This window comes from Microbacterium sp. KHB019, assembly GCF_037285405.1.
In the GTDB taxonomy this organism is placed as follows: Bacteria; Actinomycetota; Actinomycetes; order Actinomycetales; family Microbacteriaceae; genus Microbacterium.
On record NZ_JBBDHF010000003.1, the window covers coordinates 251,338 to 266,719 of the forward strand.

Below are 15,382 nucleotides of genomic sequence, written 5' to 3' on the forward strand. Positions count from 1 at the left end.
TCAGCGGGGCGCGTACTGCAGAGTGCGGCGCGTGACGAACTCGCGCGGCTGACCGCTGAGCGGGTCGACGAAACGCAGTTCGCGGGCGAGAAGCTGCAGAGGGCGATCGTGGTCGTCCGGGCGTTCGTCCGTGAGGATGGGGTAGAGGTTGTCGTGCAGGATGCCGGCACCGATGCTCGCCAGGTGCACGCGCAGCTGGTGCATCTTGCCGGTGTGCGGATGCAGCAGGGTGTGGATGACGTCATCGTCGGCGTCGATGAGTTCGATCAGAGTCTCGGAGTTCGGCGCACGCGCGGGATCCACCTCGACGCAGACCTGCGCGCGGAGCTTCTCGATGTGCAGCCGCACCGTAGTGGGGAACGGGTTCACCCACCCGGCGGGCTTGGCCGAGACCGCTTCGTACACCTTCTCGATCGAACGGCGCTGGAACAGCATCTGGTAGGCGCCGCGCGTCTGCGGTCGCGTCGAGAACATCAGCAGGCCGGCGGTGTGACGGTCGAGGCGGTGGATCGGGGCGAGGTCGGGGTTGTCGAGCTCGCGGCGCAGCCGGATCAGCGCCGAGTTCTGCACGTACTTGCCCGCGGGGGTCGTGGGAAGGAAGTGCGGCTTGTCGACGACGAGCAGGTCGTCGTCCTGATGCAGGATCTCGTGCTCGAACGGGATCTCGAGCTCGATCGGTGGCTCACGGTAGTACCAGACGAACTCCTCGGCGCCCAGAGCGGTGTCGCGCGTCAGCGCCGAGCCGTCGAAGGCGACGATCTCGCCGCGGTCGAAGCGCTCGCGCAGGCGCTCGGAGTCGAGGTGGAAGAACCGCTCGACCATGTAGGCACTCACCGTCGGCCACGGGCCTGTGAGCGGCACGTGCAACCGGGTGGCGCCGACGCCGTCGCGTACTGGCAGCGGCGATCGCATCGCCATCAGAGTGCAACCATCACTAAACGTGCCATCACGAGTCGAAGCTCAGGCTGAGCTTGCGCAGCAGAGCGGCCATTCGCTCGCGATCGGCGCGGGAGAGGGCTTTGAGGAGCTCGGCTTCGACGTCGACGAGGCGGGTGATCGCGGCATCCACGCGGATGCGCCCGTCATCGGTGAGGGTGACCAGCACGCTGCGCCCGTCGCCGGGGTCGGCCTCGCGGCGCACGAAACGGCGCCCGACGAGCCGATCGATGCGGTTGGTCATGGTTCCGCTGGACACGAGGGTCTGCTGCAGGAGCTGCTTGGGGGACAGCTGGAACGGTGCGCCTGCACGGCGCAGGGCAGACAGCACATCCCACTCCCAGTGCTCGATGTCGCTGCGGCGGAACACATCGCGCCGCGCGCGGTCGAGATGCTTCGAGAGCCGGTCCATGCGCGAGAGAACCTCGAGCGGCGAGAAGTCGAGGTCGGGGCGCTGGGTGTTCCACGCGCCGACGATCCGGTCGACCTCGTCTGCTTCGCTCATCCCTCCATTATCCGATGCCCGGGTTCGACCACTCGACGGGCTCAGGGCTCGACGACGGCTCAGGGATCGAGCAGGGCTCAGACGAACATCACACGGGGTTCGGGGTTGTCGATGTATTCGCGCCCGAGGGGGCTGCGCCAGTGCAGGACGCCGTCCGGATCCTGTTGGACCGTCCACCGATGTCGTTCGTCGACGTCGGGGTGCTTGAGCGGGTGGTGGCTGTTGCAGAAGCAGGCGAGGTTGCAGAGTTCGGTCTTTCCGCCGAGTGCCCAGTCGCAGTTGTGGTCGAGCTGACACCGCGAGGTCTTGGCGCGGCATCCGGGGAACCGGCAGTGCTGGTCTCGGGCCCGAAGGTACTTCTTCATCCGGCTCGAGGGGACGTAGTTGTCGACGTTGGTGACCATGCCGTTCGGGTCGAGGAACAGTCGGGTGAAGCTGGGCGCCCGGCCGGCGAGGCTGCGGGCGATGTCGGGGTGGACCGGGCCGATGCCATCGATCTCGGCCATCATGTCGTCGCGTCCGGCGAGGGTGCTCGCGGCGATCGTCACCTGAACGGTCGGACGGAAGGAATCCATGTCGGTGCCGATGGCCGTCGAGGGGAGGGCAGTGAGAAGCAGGTCGCAGAACAGGTCGGCTCGGCGCTGATCCATCGTCCGGTCGTCGTCCATCGCCGCGGCCAACGCCGTGAGTCGGTCGAAGATCGCGTAGGCGAGGAGCTCGGGAATGACCGCGAGGAACTGTGCGATGGCGTCTGCCGTCGGTCTGACGCTCACTTCGCGTTCTTCGCGCGCCTCTCGGTGCGCTTCCTCCTGCGTGACGGGCTGCAGTCGCGCGGTCACCGCGCGGGCATGAGCCCGGGTGCGCGGCGCGGTCGTGTCGCTCGCGTAGGGGAGCACGTCGTGCTCGTACGCGGCCCGCAGTGTCGCGCCGTCATCAGCGGAGTCGACTTCACGCGGTGCGGCTTCGAGGATCACTTCGGCGTGACGGCGGCTGATGCGCCCCTCGCGCAGTGCGCGCATCGTTCCGGGGAACCCGCGCAACAGAGCGGCCGCATTGCCGAACTGCACGGACATGGTGCCCGGAGAGACCTGACCTGCCGCAGCGAACTCAGCGACCATCGATCGCTCCGCCATCGAACTGTGCACGATCTTCGGGCCGGCTTCGTACTCGAGCAACTCGGCCCGTTCGGCGAGCACCTCGACGCGGCGTGCTTCGAGGGCGGCGATCTGCGCACCGAGGTCGACCCATTCATCCAGCAGAGCCGCACGGCGCTCGTCGGCGTCGACGCCGTGCGCTGATTGCTCCGTGGTGAGGATCATACGTCTATTATCGAACAAAACTTCGATAAATGCAAGAGACATTCCGCGGAATTCCGCGGAATCCGTGACGTCAGCGAGACCGAGCCCATGCTTCGATCCAGTGGATCGCATTGACCTCGGTCAAAATGCCCCGGCTCACCCGTGGCAGACTTGTCTGGCAGCCCGATGGGCTGCGGTCCGCCGTGGTGTAATGGCAGCACGACAGCCTTTGGAGCTGTTAGGTCTAGGTTCGAGTCCTGGCGGCGGAGCATGACCGAGAACAGACTCGCCATCGTCGTCCTTGCTGCAGGACAGGGCACCCGGATGAAGTCCAGGCTGCCCAAGGTGCTGCACCCGATCGCCGGGCGCCCGCTCGTCGGGCACGTGCTCACCACGGCATCCCATCTGGGAGCAGAGCACGTCGAGGTGGTCGTCCGTCACGAGCGCGACCGCGTGGTCGAGGTGCTCTCGGAGCAGTATCCGGATGCCGTGATCGTCGACCAGGACGACATCCCCGGCACGGGGCGTGCCGTGCAGGTCGCCATCGACGCCCTGCCTGACGACTTCACAGGGGACGTGCTCGTCCTCTCCGGCGACGTGCCTCTACTCGAAGCAGGCACGCTGCAGGCGCTCGTCGACGCGCACCGCGCGGCCGCGGCATCCGCCACTGTTCTCAGCGCGCTGCTGGATGACCCGACCGGGTACGGCCGTGTCATCCGCGACGACAGCGGCACAGTCGCCCGCATCGTCGAGCAGAAGGATGCCACCGCCGACGAGGCGGCTGTCACCGAGATCAACTCCGGTGTGTACGTCTTCCGCGCGGCCTCGCTGCGCACCTTCCTGACGAAGCTCGACCAGAACAACGCACAGGGCGAGCTCTATCTCACCGATGTGATCGGACTGCTGCGGGGGGCGCAGGAGACCGTCGCCGCCGAGATCGCGGCCGACACCGCGGCCACGTTCGGCGTCAACGACCGCGTGCAGCTCGCCGAGGCCGGGCGCGTGCTCAACGATCGCATCGTCCGCCGCTGGCAGCGCGAGGGCGTCACGATCGTCGACCCGTCGACCACCTGGATCGACGACGACGCCAAGCTCGCCCCCGACGTCACCCTGCTTCCGAACACCTACATCGCCGGCGCCACCGTGGTCGAGTCCGGCGCAATGATCGGCCCCGACACGTCGCTGCTGGACTGCGAGGTGGGTGAGGATGCGGTCATCCGCCGCTCCGACGCGACGCTCGCCGTGTTCGGCGCCGGCGTCACGGTCGGCCCGTTCGCCTACGTCCGCCCCGGCACCGTGCTCGGTGCGAAGGGGAAGATCGGTACGTTCGTCGAGACGAAGAACTCTCAGATCGGTGCTGGAAGCAAGGTCCCGCACCTGTCGTACATCGGCGACACGACGATCGGTGAGCGGGTGAACCTCGGCGCCGGCGCCATCACCGCGAACTACGACGACATCGTCAAGCACCGCACCGAGATCGGCGATGAGGTGCACACCGGCTCGCACAACGTGTTCGTCGCGCCCGTTAGGATTGGTGACGGTGCGAAGACCGGAGCAGGAGCGGTCGTCCGCAAGGACGTTCCCGCCGGAGCTCTGGCCCTCAGCGTCGCCCCTCAGCGCAATGTCGAGGGGTGGGTCGAGAAGAATCGGGCCGGTACGGGAGCCGCTGAAGCAGCGGTTCGTGCCAGCAAAGCCGCAAACAGCGAAGCTGCAGAGTAAGGCAGGTCATGGGCCAGAAGAAGAAGACCGTTGCGCTTGATCGAGACAACGGTGTGGCCCCCGGCCTCATCGCCAAGACCAAGAAGCGCCTCGTCGTCGCCGGTGGCCGTTCGCACCCCGAGCTGACCCACGCGGTCGCCGCGGGCCTGGGCACTCAGGTCGCACCCGTCGAGCACCGCACGTTCGCCTCCGGTGAGATCTATTCGCGCTTCGAGGTCTCGATCCGCGGCTGCGATCTGTTCCTGATCCAGACCTTCGGCGAGCCGGTCAACGAGTGGCTCATGGAGACGCTCATCATGATCGACGCGGCCAAGCGCGCCTCGGCGAAGCGCATCACGGTCGTCGCGCCGTACTACCCGTACTCCCGGCAGGACAAGAAGGGCCGCGGCCGCGAGCCGATCAGCGCCCGTCTGGTCGCCGACCTGCTCAAGACCGCCGGTGCGGACCGCGTCATGAGCGTCGACCTGCACGCGGCTCAGATCCAGGGATTCTTCGACGGCCCCGTCGACCACCTGTTCGCCAAGCCGGTGCTGCTCGAGCACTTCAGGGCGAACCTGACGGCCGAGGACCGTGAGACGCTCACGATCGTCTCGCCCGACATGGGGCGCGTGCGCGTCGCCGACACGTGGTCCGACAGCCTGGACGCACCGCTCGCGATCATCCACAAGCGGCGCGACCCCAAGGTCGCCAACCAGGTCTCCGTGCACGAGATCGTCGGCGCGGTCGACGGCCGCACCTGCCTCCTCGTCGACGACATGATCGACACCGGTGGGACGATCGTGAAGGCAGCGCAGGCGTTGAAGGCCAACGGTGCCCGACGCGTGATCGTCGCCGCCACCCACGCCATCTTCAGCGACCCGGCCAGCGAGCGCCTGCAGGACGCCTCGATCGACGAGGTCGTCGTCACCGACACGATCCCGCTCACCGATTCGCGCAAGTGGGACAACTTGACGATCCTCCCGATCGCTCCGCTGCTCGCTCGGGCCATCCACGAGGTCTTCGAAGACGGCTCCGTGACGAGCATGTTCGGCGGCGACGCGTAGGCGTCGGGTCCGCACAGCGAAGCGAGACCAGGACACAGCCCGCGCATAGCGGCCCGACCTACGCTCGAACCCATGATCAGCCAGGCCGTATCCCCGACCGTTCGCAAGGGCGCCGCCGTCGCCGGCATCGCCGGGATCCTCGTGCTGGCCGGATGCTCCGGCGCAGCCGACGCCGAGGACGTGCCAGCCGACTCTGGCTCGACGGGCGACTCGACGGCATCCGCATCCGGCGAGTACGCCGACGGCACCTACACGGCAGAAGGGTCGTACCAGACCCCGGAGACGGTCGAGCAGATCTCCGTCACCCTCACCCTCGCTGACGGCGTGGTCACCGACGTCGAGGTCACCGGTGACCCTCAGGCGCGTGAGACGGAGCAGTACCAGGGGGAGTTCGTCGCCGGCATCGCCGAAGAAGTGGTCGGTGTGCCGCTGGACGAACTGAACGTCAGCCGCGTGGCCGGCTCGTCGCTCACCAGCGGCGGCTTCAATGCTGCGGTCGAGGACATCAAGGACCAGGCCGCGGCCTGACATGTCCACGTGGCGATTCGACGCGATCGGCACGCGCTGGGAGATCGACACCGTCGAACCGCTCTCGATTGAGCAGCGAGCACGCGTCGCCGCGGTCATCTCGGGGTTCGATGCGACATGGTCGCGCTTCCGCGCGGACTCTCTCGTGTCACGTCTGTCGGTATCCGGCGGTTCGGTCGAGACGCCGGCGGATGCCGCAGCCATGCTCGACGCGTACCGGGAGTTGTCCGACGCGACAGCGGGGGCGGTCAACCCGCTCATCGGCGAGAGCCTGAACGCCCTCGGCTACGACGCGGCGTACTCGTTCTCGGCGCACGAGCCCGCGCCGGCACCGGGTGATTGGCAGAGCGTCCTCAACTGGGACGAGGAGCGACTCGTCCTGGCATCCGCCGCGCTGATCGACGTGGGCGCGCTCGGCAAGGGTCGGCTCGTCGATCTCGTGACGGCGGCGCTCGACGACCACGACGGTGGTCTCGTCGTGGATGCCTCCGGTGACCTGACCGTCCGCGGGGATTCCAGGGTGGGGCTGGAGCATCCGTTCGACCCGTCGAAGGCCATCGGCATCGCGACGATCCGCGACCAGGCGCTGTGCGCGTCGGCGACGAACCGTCGCGCGTGGGGAGACGGGCTGCATCACGTGCTCGACGCGCGCACCGGGGTCCCTGCGCGGACCTGGGCCGCCACGTGGGCGTTCGCCTCCGACGCCATGCGGGCGGATGCCATCGCGACCGCGCTTTTCTTCGACGGCGGGCCGGCCCTCGCGGAGCAGTGGGGCGTCGAGTGGGTGCGGATGAGTACCGCAGGCATCGCCGAACGATCCCCGGACGCGCCGGTGGAGCTGTTCATGCGGAAGGATTGAGCTCGTGACTTCATTCACCTCGATACGTCAGCGGGTGCTCGCCGTCCTCGGTGCCGTCTCCATGTACCGGCTTGCTCTGACGGGCCTGGCCATCCTCGCCGGCATCGCGTTCGTCCTGTCGCTGTTCGGACTGGTCGGCCCCCAGCCGCTCGAACTCGTCGTCTCGTTCGTGGTGCTCGCGATCGTGATCTCGGCAGTGGATGCCGCGGCACAGCGTCTGCTGCGCCTGCCGTGGCGCGTGGAGTCCTCACTGGTGACGGCGCTGATCCTGCTGTTCGTGATGCGCCCCGGCGCGGATGCGGCAGCGCTGGTGGGGGTGGCGCTCGCCGGCGCGCTCGCCAGCGTCTCGAAGTACCTCATCGCCTGGCGCGGACGCCACATCTTCAACCCCGCGGCGTTCGGCGCGGCCGTCGTCTCGATCGCCGGATCATTCGGCGCGTTCGAATGGCTGGGAACATCCGCCTCCTGGTGGGTGGGCAGCCCGGCCATGACGATACCTGTCGCCCTTCTCGGGCTCACCCTGCTGTGGCGCATCGAGAAGGTGCGCGTCATTCTCGTGTTCCTGCTCATCGCCGTCGGCGCATCGGTGGTTCGTCAGGCCGTCCAGGCGCAGCAGTTCGGCATCGAGTTCGAGGTGTCAACGGCGCTGTCGTTCGCCGTGCTGCAGTCGCCGTACCTGTTCCTGGGCGCGTTCATGGTTTCGGAGCCGCTGACGAGCCCGCCGCGGCGCTGGCAGCAGTTCTGGGTGGCAGGCCTCGTCGGCGTCCTGGCCGGCTGGCCGATCGCCGTCGGCGATCTGTTCACCCTCGGCCAGGAGCGGGCGCTGCTCATCGGCAACCTGCTCGCGCTGACCTTCGCATTGCGCGGGTCGGTGCGCCTCACGCTCGAGAAGCGCGAGTTCATCACGCCGACTGCGCAGGAGCTCACGTTCCGCGCGAAGGGGAAGCTGCGGTTCCTGCCCGGCCAGTACCTCGAACTCGACGTGCCGCATCACCGCCCCGATGCGAGGGGCACGCGCCGCGAGTTCAGCATCGTCTCGGCGCCGGCGGATCTGCCTGCACTGCGGATCGCCTACAAGAACGGCGATCAGAAGCATCCATCGTCGTACAAGCGCGCGCTCGCGGACGCCGAAGCAGGCACTGTGCTCGCGGTCACCGGCACATGGGGCGACTTCCTGCTGCCGAAGAATGAGGCGCCGGTGCTTATGGTCGCCGCCGGCATCGGCGTGACCCCGTTCGTGTCGCAGCTTCGTCAGCTGCAGGCCGAGGGAATCAGCCGCGACGTGGTGCTCGTGTACGTGGCATCCGAGGCTTCAGAACTCGCATTCCGCGCCGAACTGGAGGCGACGGGCGTGCCGACGGTCGTGTTCACTCGCGACCGGCCGGCGGATCTGCCAGCGCACTGGACGTGGGCGGAGGGCATCCGTCTGGATGCCGAAGGCCTCGAACGCGTCGTGCCGGACATCTCATCGCGGCACACCTTCATCTCCGGTCCGCCGCGACTGATCGCCGACCTCGCACCCGCGCTGCAGAAGGCCCACTCGGTGACCACCGACGCCTTCGCCGGGTACTGAGTCCCGTTCGCTGCTAGGCGGTGGCCCGAGGGTTCAGCGGGAACCGCACGGTGAACGTCGTGTCTCCGGGCTCCGACTCGACGGCGATCGTGCCGTGGTGTCCCTCGACGATGGCCTTCGCGATCGCGAGCCCGAGTCCGGTGCCCCCGGTCTGCCGTGCTCGAGAACTGTCGCCGCGGGCGAACCGTCCGAACAGCTGATCGCGTACCGCCGGCTCGATCCCCGGTCCGTCGTCGTGCACGCGGATCACCGCCTGATCGCCCTCGCGCGCGACGCGCAGTGTGATCGCCGTGCCGGCGGGGGTGTGCGTCCTGGCGTTGGCGAGCAGGTTCGCGACGACCTGGTGCAGGCGGCCGGCGTCGCCGAGCATGAGGATGGGTTCGGCCGGCACATCGATGTTCCACACGTGCTCAGGGCCGGTCGGCCGGGCGTCCGACAACCCCTCCAGCGCCAACTGAGTGAGATCCACCGTGCCGTGCACGAGCTCCTGACCCTCGTCGAGGCGTGCCAGCAGAAGCAGATCCTCGACCAGGCGGGTCATGCGCAGCGACTGCGCCTGGATTCGCTCGAGCGCCGTCTCGGTGCCGGCGGCATCGGCCGCGGCATCCGTCGCCTGCGCCTGCCTGATCGAGCGCAGTGAGAGCTCGGAGTACCCGCGGATGGATGCCAGGGGAGTGCGCAGCTCATGGCTGGCGTCGGCGACGAACTTGCGCATGAGCGCCTCGTTCCGCTGCCGAGCCGCGAGCGAATCGTTGACGTGATCGAGCAGCTTGTTCAACGACGCGCCGACGATCCCCGTCTCGGTGCGTGGATCTGCCTCTGCCGCAGGGACGCGCTCGGTGATCTCGACCTCGCCGCGGTCGAGGGGCTGATTCGCCACCCGCGTCGCGGTCTGCGCCACCGCGCGGAGAGGGCGCAGGCTGTAGCGGATCGTCACGGCCGTCGTCAGCGCGAGCAGGATGAGCCCGCCGAGCGTCGCGAGCGTGATCACGGTGAGCAACTGGGCCATCGTGCTCTGGATCTCGGTGCGGGGGAGGCCGGTGACGATGCCGACGCCGTTGCGCTGGGTGACAGTGATGAGGAACGAGCCGACGCCCTCCAGGTTCACGGAGGCTTCCGGTGACGATTGCACGGCTTCGTTCAGCTTCAGGAGTTGATCCCTGGTGAGATCGATCGTCTTGTCCGACGTCACGACGACGCCGGTCGCGCCGTCCGGCGAGGCGATGGCCAGCAGCAGCCCGGGGCCCTGGAAATGCTGGCCGGACAGCGCCTTCTGCGCCGTCACCGGCTCGCCCGACGCCGCGGAGTAAAGCGTCTGCTGCGCGACGAGATAGGTGGTCTGGTTGGAGGTGGCCTTCACCTGGTCGAGCAGACGCCCCTCCAGCGCCGTCCCCAGCGTCGCGCTGGTGATGACGGCGACGATGATGAGGATGAGCGACACGAACCCGATGACGGCGGTCATCAGCCGCGTCTGCAGGGTCAGCGGACGGTGCATCCTCGTCATCGCGAAAGGCTTTTTCACTGCGGGGCCTTGATCATGTACCCGACGCCGCGGACGGTGTGCAGGAGCGGCGTGCGCCCCGCGTCGATCTTCTTGCGCAGGTACGAGATGTACAGTTCGACGACCGAGGACTTGCCGCCGAAGTCGTAGCTCCAGACGCGGTCGAGGATCTGCGCCTTCGACAGGACGCGCCGCTCGTTGCGCATGAGATAGCGCAGCAGCTCGAACTCCGTCGCGGTGAGCTCGATCTCGGTGCCGTCGCGCTCGACCTCATGGCTGTCCTCATTGAGCGTGAGGTCGCCGACGCGCAGGATCGACTGGCCGTCGTCGACCGTGGCGACGCCGGTGCGACGGATGATGGCGCGCAGGCGCGCGATGACCTCCTCCAGGCTGAAGGGCTTGGTGACGTAGTCGTCTCCGCCCGCGGTGAGACCCGCGATGCGGTCGCCGACGGCATCCTTCGCCGTCAGGAACAGAACGGGCACGAGGTTGCCCGACTCGCGCAGCCGCCGCAGCACGCTCATGCCGTCGAGATCGGGCATCATGATGTCGAGCACGAGGGCGTCCGGCTCGAACTCGCGGGCGACCTGCAGCGCCTCGAGGCCGGACGATGCCGTCCGCACCTCCCAGCCCTCCATCCGCAGGGCCATCGCCAACAGATCGGTGAGCATCTGCTCATCGTCCACGGCGAGGATGCGCAGCGGGGATCCGTCGGGGCGGTGGAGTTCGGGCAGCTCAGAGGTCATGACTTCATTCTGAGGAATCACCTATGCGATTTCTATGGAGAACGCTATGCGTGGTCTGTGAGTCCTCGCACTGATAGGAATCTCATCGTCCGATCATCTGCTGCCCATACGCGCCCTCCTTAACTTCAGATCGAGCCCGGGACGATCCCGGCCGAAGGAGTGAGATGTACGCAAGATATCTGCGGCGAGAGATCGCCGGACGCAAGAAGCAGACGGTGATCGTCGCGGTCGGTCTCGCGATCGCGATCGCCCTCGTGATCGTCGTGAATGCGCTGACCGCCGGGGTGCGCGATGCGCAGGCGCAGGCGCTGGAGTCGGTGTACGGCGTCGGCACCGACCTCACGGTCACCGGTGAGGCGACCGAGCCGGGCGAGGGCGGCGGTGCGCGCTTCGATTTCGAAGCGGATGCCGGCGAGAGCGCCGATGACACCACGACGATCAGCCAGTCGCGTCTGATGGCCGACATGATGCGCGGCACGCTGGACGCCTCAGTGCTCGAGGACGTCCTCGGCACGGAAGGCGTCGCCGCGGCATCCGCGGCACTGAGCCTGACCAATACGACGTTCACCGGTGAGATGCCGGCCGGCGGGGCTGCCGATCAGCCCGAGCAGGGCGCGCCCGGCGAGGGTCAGCCGCCGCAGGGCGGTCCGGATGGCAACGGCGGCAGCTCGTTCGGCGTCGACTCGTTCTCCGTCCTCGGAATCGACCCGACGGCGTCGGCGATCGGCCCGCTCGCCTCGGTCGAGGTGAGCGACGGCCGCGGCCTCGCCGCTGACGACTCTGATTCCCTCGTGGCCCTGGTCGACAGCTCGTACGCGACCACGAACGAGATCGCCGTCGGAGACACGATCGACGTCGCCGGCTCCGACGTCGAGGTGATCGGCATCGTGTCGTCGACGTCGGATGCCGCGGACACCGCAGCAGACGTGTACCTCCCGCTGACGACGGCGCAGAGCCTCGCCGATCTGGAGGGCGTCGTCTCCACGGTCTACGTGCAGGCGGACTCCGCCTCGGAGATCGACGGGGTCCAGACGGCGCTCACGGACTCGCTCGACGACGTCACGGTCAGTTCGCAGTCCGAGCTCGCGGCCACCGTCTCGGGCTCGCTCACGAGCGCGACCGCGATGATCACGAACCTCGGCACCTGGCTGTCGGTCATCGTCCTCGTGGTGGCGCTGCTGCTGGCGGTGCTGCTCACGATGTCGGGCGTCTCTCGCCGTACGAGGGAGTTCGGAACGCTGAAGGCCATCGGTTGGTCCGACGGCCGGGTCGTGCGCCAGGTAGCGGGCGAGTCCATGGTCCAGGGGCTGATCGGCGGGGTCGCAGGACTCGTACTCGGCATCTGCGGCATCGTCCTCGTGAACGTGATCCAGCCGACGATCTCGGCATCCTCCTCAGCGATGGAGAACGGCCCGAGCGGCGGCATGGGGCGTCCGACAGGGGGGATGTTCCAGCAAGCCGCCGCCGCTGACATCGTCCTGACGGCACCGTTCACCCCGACAGTCATCCTCGCCGCCGTCGGCATCGCCGTGCTCGGCGGCGTCATCGCCGGCGCATTCGGCGGCTGGCGAGCGGCACGTCTCAGCCCGGCAGAAGCACTGCGATCCGTGTCATGACCACCCCCGAACAGAATGGACAGACAACCATGACAGACACCGCAACCACGATGGCCGCGGCTCCTCGGGCGGAGCGCCCGTCGGTGTACCGACTCGAGGGCGCCACGCGCACGTATTCGCAGAAGGACCGCATCGTCAAAGCGCTGACCGGGGTCGACCTCGAGATCCAGGAGGGTGAGTTCGTCAGCATCCAGGGCCCGACCGGCGGCGGCAAGTCGACGCTGCTCCAGCTCCTGGGTGCGTTGGATCGTCCCAGCAGCGGGTCGGTCCACCTCGGCGACGTCGAACTGGCGACGGCATCCTCCGCGCAGTTGAACCGGCTGCGATCGGAGGAGATCGGATTCGTGTTCCAGGGATTCAACCTGATCCCGACGCTGACAGCAGCCGAGAACGTGGACATGGCACTCGAGATGGCCAGGCTCGACCGCGAAGAGCGTCGCCGTCGCGTCGCGCAGGCACTGGAGCACGTCAACCTCGCCGATCGCGGAGATCATCGGCCGAGTGAGCTCTCCGGCGGTCAGCAGCAGCGCGTGGCGATCGCCCGCGCTATCGTGAAGCGCCCGAGAGTACTCCTCGCGGACGAACCCACCGGCAATCTCGACGAGGGCATGCGCGATGAGATCCTCGTTCTGCTGGAAACGCTCTGCGCGGAAGGGCTCACGCTCATCGTCGTGACGCATGACTCGGCGGTCGCCGGTCGTGCCACGCGGAGACTCCGGCTCGCCAAGGGAGTGGTGACTGACATCACCCGGTGACGGCAGGCGCCAGTCAGGATGCCCCGGTCAGCGCCTCGCTGGTCGGGGTGTCGCCGTCTCTGTCCCAGATCGTGCTCATCTCGACGAGAGCCCGCTCCGTGATCGCGATCATCGACTGGGCGGCTTTGTCGGCGTTGCCGGTCTGGATCGCCGTGGCGATGTCGACGTGCCACTGCAGTGCCTCGGTGGCCGGATACTGCGGCATCAGGTTGTACTGCGCCCGGCTGAGCAGCACCTCTTCGACGAGATGATGCAGTTGCTCGAACATCTCATTGCCGCTCAGGCGCAGGATCATCTGGTGGAACTGCAGATCCAGGCGCAGGAACTCCTCGGCGTCTCCCTGTCTGCCCGCCGCCCAGAGGCGGCCGGCGAGCCCGACGAGTTCGCCGGCCTCGTTCAGCGGCACCCTGATCGCGGCGAGTCGGGCGGCGGCCGGTTCGATCGCCCCCCGCAGCTCTGTCAGGGAACGCAGCTGTGCGACCCGGCTGGGGCCGGCGAGGCGCCAACGGATCACCTGCAGGTCGTAGGCGTTCCAGCGGGTCGCCGGCATCACGCGCACGCCGACGCGGCGCTTCGTCTCGACGAGCCCCAGCGCTTCCAATGCCCGCAGGGCCTCGCGCACGACGGGGCGTGACACGCGGAATCGGCCTTCGATCGACTCCGTGGTGAAGATCGCCCCGACGGCGATCACGCCTGAGCAGATCTCCCGCCCGAGCGCGTCGAGGACGAGGTTGCGCAGATCGCGCGCCGGTGTGAGAGCGGGATCGACGTCGATGCCCGAGGGTGTGGCCATGGCTTGATCTTATCTTTTCGATATACAGGGTTGAAAAGTATTACTTGTCATCGCTATCTTGACCACTGGGCAGATATAACGACGGGCAGATGTGACGGAACATCGGCTTGCCCCCAGGATGCCGCGCGATGACGCACGGCAGGACGGAGTCACAGTGAAGTACGGATCCAAGACCGCCCGCTTCCTCGCGGCGGCAACGACAGCAGTGATCGCCGGTGCACTCGTCAGCTGCAGCGGAGGCTCGGACATCGATCCGGAAGAGGGGATCGAGGGAACGACCATTCGCGTCACCCTCGCGAACCACGTCTGGACGGAGACGATCAAGGACCTCATTCCCCAGTTCGAGGAGGAGACCGGAGCCAAGGTCGAGCTATCCCAGCTGGCCGAGGATCAGCTCTCCGACCAGTACAACGTCAAGCTCAACGCCGGAACCGATGAGATCGACGTCCTCATGTACCGCCCCTTGCAGGAGAACAAGCTGTTCGCGAGCAACGGCTACCTCTCGGACATCACCGAGCAGGTCGAGGGCGACTCCGAGTGGGACTGGTCCGACTTCCAGTCCGGCCCCGCATCGCTGACGTCGTACGAGGACGCCGTCGTCGGCGTTCCGATCATCACCGAGCGCACCGTGCTGTACTACCGCAAGGACCTCCTCGAAGAGGCAGGACTCGAGGTGCCGACCACACTCGAGGAGCTGGATGCCGCGGCGGCCAAGATCCACGAGATGCATCCCGACGTGGCCGGCTACATCGGCCGGACGGGGAAGTCGGCAGCGGTCACCCAGTTCAGCGCATTCCTTTTCAGCTCCGGCGGAAAGTGGATTAACGACGACGGCACCTCGGCGATCGACAGCCCGGAGGCCGTGGGCGCGTACAAGTTCTACGGCGACCTGATCCGCAACCACACCGACGCGACCATCAACCCCGAGATGAGCTGGGCAGAAGCGTTCGCGGTCTTCCAGCAGGGGCAGGCCGCGTTCATCGCCGACGCAGACAGCCTCTACAAGAACATGACCGATCCGTCGCAGTCGACGGTGTCCGACCAGGTCGGATTCGCCTCGTTCCCGGAGGGCTCGGCCGGCTCCAAGCCGTACAACGTCGCAGCCTGGGCGCTGGCGATCAACGAGTCGTCGGAGAACCAGTCCGCCGCATGGCAGTTCATCCGCTGGGCGACCTCCCAGGAGGTCACGCTCGAGATGTCGAAGCTCGGCGTCATGGGCGCTCGCACGTCGATCTGGGAGGACCCGGACGCGACAGCCGACTATCCGGCCGAGCTGGTCGAGGCGATCAAGACCAACGGCGAGAACGGCGTCGGCGAGGACCGGCCGCTGGTGATCCAGGTCGCTCAGGCCCGTGAAATCGTCGGCGACCCCATCGTCGCAGCCATCTCGGGCGGAGATGTGGATGCTGCCGCCAAGAGCGCGAACTCGGCGTTCGACGAGTTCCTCGTCGAGGACTCCGAATAAACCGGACCGCTCCCGTCGTCGCCCCGGCCCAGCCGGGGCGGCGAC

The 15,382-nt window shown here is 67.6% G+C and carries 14 protein-coding genes and 1 tRNA gene; 9 read left to right on the top strand and 6 right to left on the bottom strand.

What is annotated here, in order from left to right; translation table 11 throughout:
• From KHB019_RS12470 to KHB019_RS12480, 3 genes are all read right to left on the bottom strand, one after another.
• The gene (locus tag KHB019_RS12470; RefSeq protein WP_337459162.1) at positions 1-912 is read right to left on the bottom strand and encodes a pseudouridine synthase; all 912 of its coding nucleotides are present in this window, start codon (positions 910-912) and stop codon (positions 1-3) included.
• Positions 913-946: 34 nt separating this feature from the next.
• Positions 947-1,441, bottom strand: coding sequence for a MarR family winged helix-turn-helix transcriptional regulator (locus KHB019_RS12475; protein ID WP_230103471.1), 495 nt, complete (start codon positions 1,439-1,441; stop codon positions 947-949).
• A gap of 77 nt (positions 1,442-1,518) precedes the next feature.
• Positions 1,519-2,760: an HNH endonuclease signature motif containing protein gene (locus KHB019_RS12480; protein ID WP_337459112.1), complete on the bottom strand. Its 1,242-nt coding sequence runs from the start codon at positions 2,758-2,760 to the stop codon at positions 1,519-1,521.
• A 176-nt stretch (positions 2,761-2,936) separates the two neighbouring features.
• Between KHB019_RS12480 and KHB019_RS12485 the strand changes: the two genes are divergently transcribed.
• From KHB019_RS12485 to KHB019_RS12510, 6 genes are all read left to right on the top strand, one after another.
• Positions 2,937-3,008, top strand: a tRNA-Gln gene (locus KHB019_RS12485).
• A gap of 1 nt (position 3,009) precedes the next feature.
• Positions 3,010-4,458 (top strand): bifunctional UDP-N-acetylglucosamine diphosphorylase/glucosamine-1-phosphate N-acetyltransferase GlmU, encoded by a 1,449-nt coding sequence (gene glmU / locus KHB019_RS12490; protein WP_230103469.1) that lies wholly within the window; start codon positions 3,010-3,012, stop codon positions 4,456-4,458.
• 8 nt (positions 4,459-4,466) lie between these two features.
• Positions 4,467-5,501 (top strand): ribose-phosphate diphosphokinase, encoded by a 1,035-nt coding sequence (locus tag KHB019_RS12495; RefSeq protein ID WP_230103468.1) that lies wholly within the window; start codon positions 4,467-4,469, stop codon positions 5,499-5,501.
• 72 nt (positions 5,502-5,573) lie between these two features.
• Positions 5,574-6,029 (top strand): FMN-binding protein, encoded by a 456-nt coding sequence (locus KHB019_RS12500; RefSeq protein ID WP_337459113.1) that lies wholly within the window; start codon positions 5,574-5,576, stop codon positions 6,027-6,029.
• 1 nt (position 6,030) lies between these two features.
• The gene (locus KHB019_RS12505; protein ID WP_337459114.1) at positions 6,031-6,888 is read left to right on the top strand and encodes an FAD:protein FMN transferase; all 858 of its coding nucleotides are present in this window, start codon (positions 6,031-6,033) and stop codon (positions 6,886-6,888) included.
• Positions 6,889-6,949: 61 nt separating this feature from the next.
• Positions 6,950-8,461 (top strand): FAD-dependent oxidoreductase, encoded by a 1,512-nt coding sequence (locus KHB019_RS12510; RefSeq protein ID WP_443193215.1) that lies wholly within the window; start codon positions 6,950-6,952, stop codon positions 8,459-8,461.
• Between the two features lie 13 nt (positions 8,462-8,474).
• Here KHB019_RS12510 and KHB019_RS12515 read toward each other — a convergent pair whose 3' ends face one another.
• The gene (locus tag KHB019_RS12515; protein WP_230103465.1) at positions 8,475-9,965 is read right to left on the bottom strand and encodes a sensor histidine kinase; all 1,491 of its coding nucleotides are present in this window, start codon (positions 9,963-9,965) and stop codon (positions 8,475-8,477) included.
• Positions 9,966-9,979: 14 nt separating this feature from the next.
• The gene (locus KHB019_RS12520; RefSeq protein WP_230103464.1) at positions 9,980-10,708 is read right to left on the bottom strand and encodes a response regulator transcription factor; all 729 of its coding nucleotides are present in this window, start codon (positions 10,706-10,708) and stop codon (positions 9,980-9,982) included.
• A 164-nt stretch (positions 10,709-10,872) separates the two neighbouring features.
• Between KHB019_RS12520 and KHB019_RS12525 the strand changes: the two genes are divergently transcribed.
• Complete coding sequence (locus KHB019_RS12525) at positions 10,873-12,324, top strand: ABC transporter permease (protein ID WP_337459116.1); 1,452 nt, start codon at positions 10,873-10,875, stop codon at positions 12,322-12,324.
• Positions 12,325-12,353: 29 nt separating this feature from the next.
• Entirely contained in the window at positions 12,354-13,079 is a 726-nt protein-coding gene (locus tag KHB019_RS12530) for an ABC transporter ATP-binding protein (protein ID WP_230103462.1), read from the top strand.
• Positions 13,080-13,092: 13 nt separating this feature from the next.
• Here KHB019_RS12530 and KHB019_RS12535 read toward each other — a convergent pair whose 3' ends face one another.
• Positions 13,093-13,872, bottom strand: a complete 780-nt coding sequence (locus tag KHB019_RS12535; RefSeq protein ID WP_230103461.1) for a FadR/GntR family transcriptional regulator — start codon at positions 13,870-13,872, stop codon at positions 13,093-13,095.
• 154 nt (positions 13,873-14,026) lie between these two features.
• Here KHB019_RS12535 and KHB019_RS12540 point away from each other — a divergent pair, with 154 nt between their 5' ends.
• Complete coding sequence (locus tag KHB019_RS12540) at positions 14,027-15,337, top strand: ABC transporter substrate-binding protein (RefSeq protein ID WP_230103460.1); 1,311 nt, start codon at positions 14,027-14,029, stop codon at positions 15,335-15,337.
• Positions 15,338-15,382: the final 45 nt, after the last annotated feature.

Bases quoted from the DNA above. Each gene is read 5' to 3' on its own strand.
- KHB019_RS12470 (WP_337459162.1), bottom strand. From the start codon at position 912: ATGCGATCGCCGCTGCCAGTACGCGACGGCGTCGGCGCCACCCGGTTG.
- KHB019_RS12475 (WP_230103471.1), bottom strand. From the start codon at position 1,441: ATGAGCGAAGCAGACGAGGTCGACCGGATCGTCGGCGCGTGGAACACC.
- KHB019_RS12480 (WP_337459112.1), bottom strand. From the start codon at position 2,760: ATGATCCTCACCACGGAGCAATCAGCGCACGGCGTCGACGCCGACGAG.
- glmU (WP_230103469.1), top strand. From the start codon at position 3,010: ATGACCGAGAACAGACTCGCCATCGTCGTCCTTGCTGCAGGACAGGGC.
- KHB019_RS12495 (WP_230103468.1), top strand. From the start codon at position 4,467: ATGGGCCAGAAGAAGAAGACCGTTGCGCTTGATCGAGACAACGGTGTG.
- KHB019_RS12500 (WP_337459113.1), top strand. From the start codon at position 5,574: ATGATCAGCCAGGCCGTATCCCCGACCGTTCGCAAGGGCGCCGCCGTC.
- KHB019_RS12505 (WP_337459114.1), top strand. From the start codon at position 6,031: ATGTCCACGTGGCGATTCGACGCGATCGGCACGCGCTGGGAGATCGAC.
- KHB019_RS12510 (WP_443193215.1), top strand. From the start codon at position 6,950: ATGTACCGGCTTGCTCTGACGGGCCTGGCCATCCTCGCCGGCATCGCG.
- KHB019_RS12515 (WP_230103465.1), bottom strand. From the start codon at position 9,965: ATGACGAGGATGCACCGTCCGCTGACCCTGCAGACGCGGCTGATGACC.
- KHB019_RS12520 (WP_230103464.1), bottom strand. From the start codon at position 10,708: ATGACCTCTGAGCTGCCCGAACTCCACCGCCCCGACGGATCCCCGCTG.
- KHB019_RS12525 (WP_337459116.1), top strand. From the start codon at position 10,873: ATGTACGCAAGATATCTGCGGCGAGAGATCGCCGGACGCAAGAAGCAG.
- KHB019_RS12530 (WP_230103462.1), top strand. From the start codon at position 12,354: ATGACAGACACCGCAACCACGATGGCCGCGGCTCCTCGGGCGGAGCGC.
- KHB019_RS12535 (WP_230103461.1), bottom strand. From the start codon at position 13,872: ATGGCCACACCCTCGGGCATCGACGTCGATCCCGCTCTCACACCGGCG.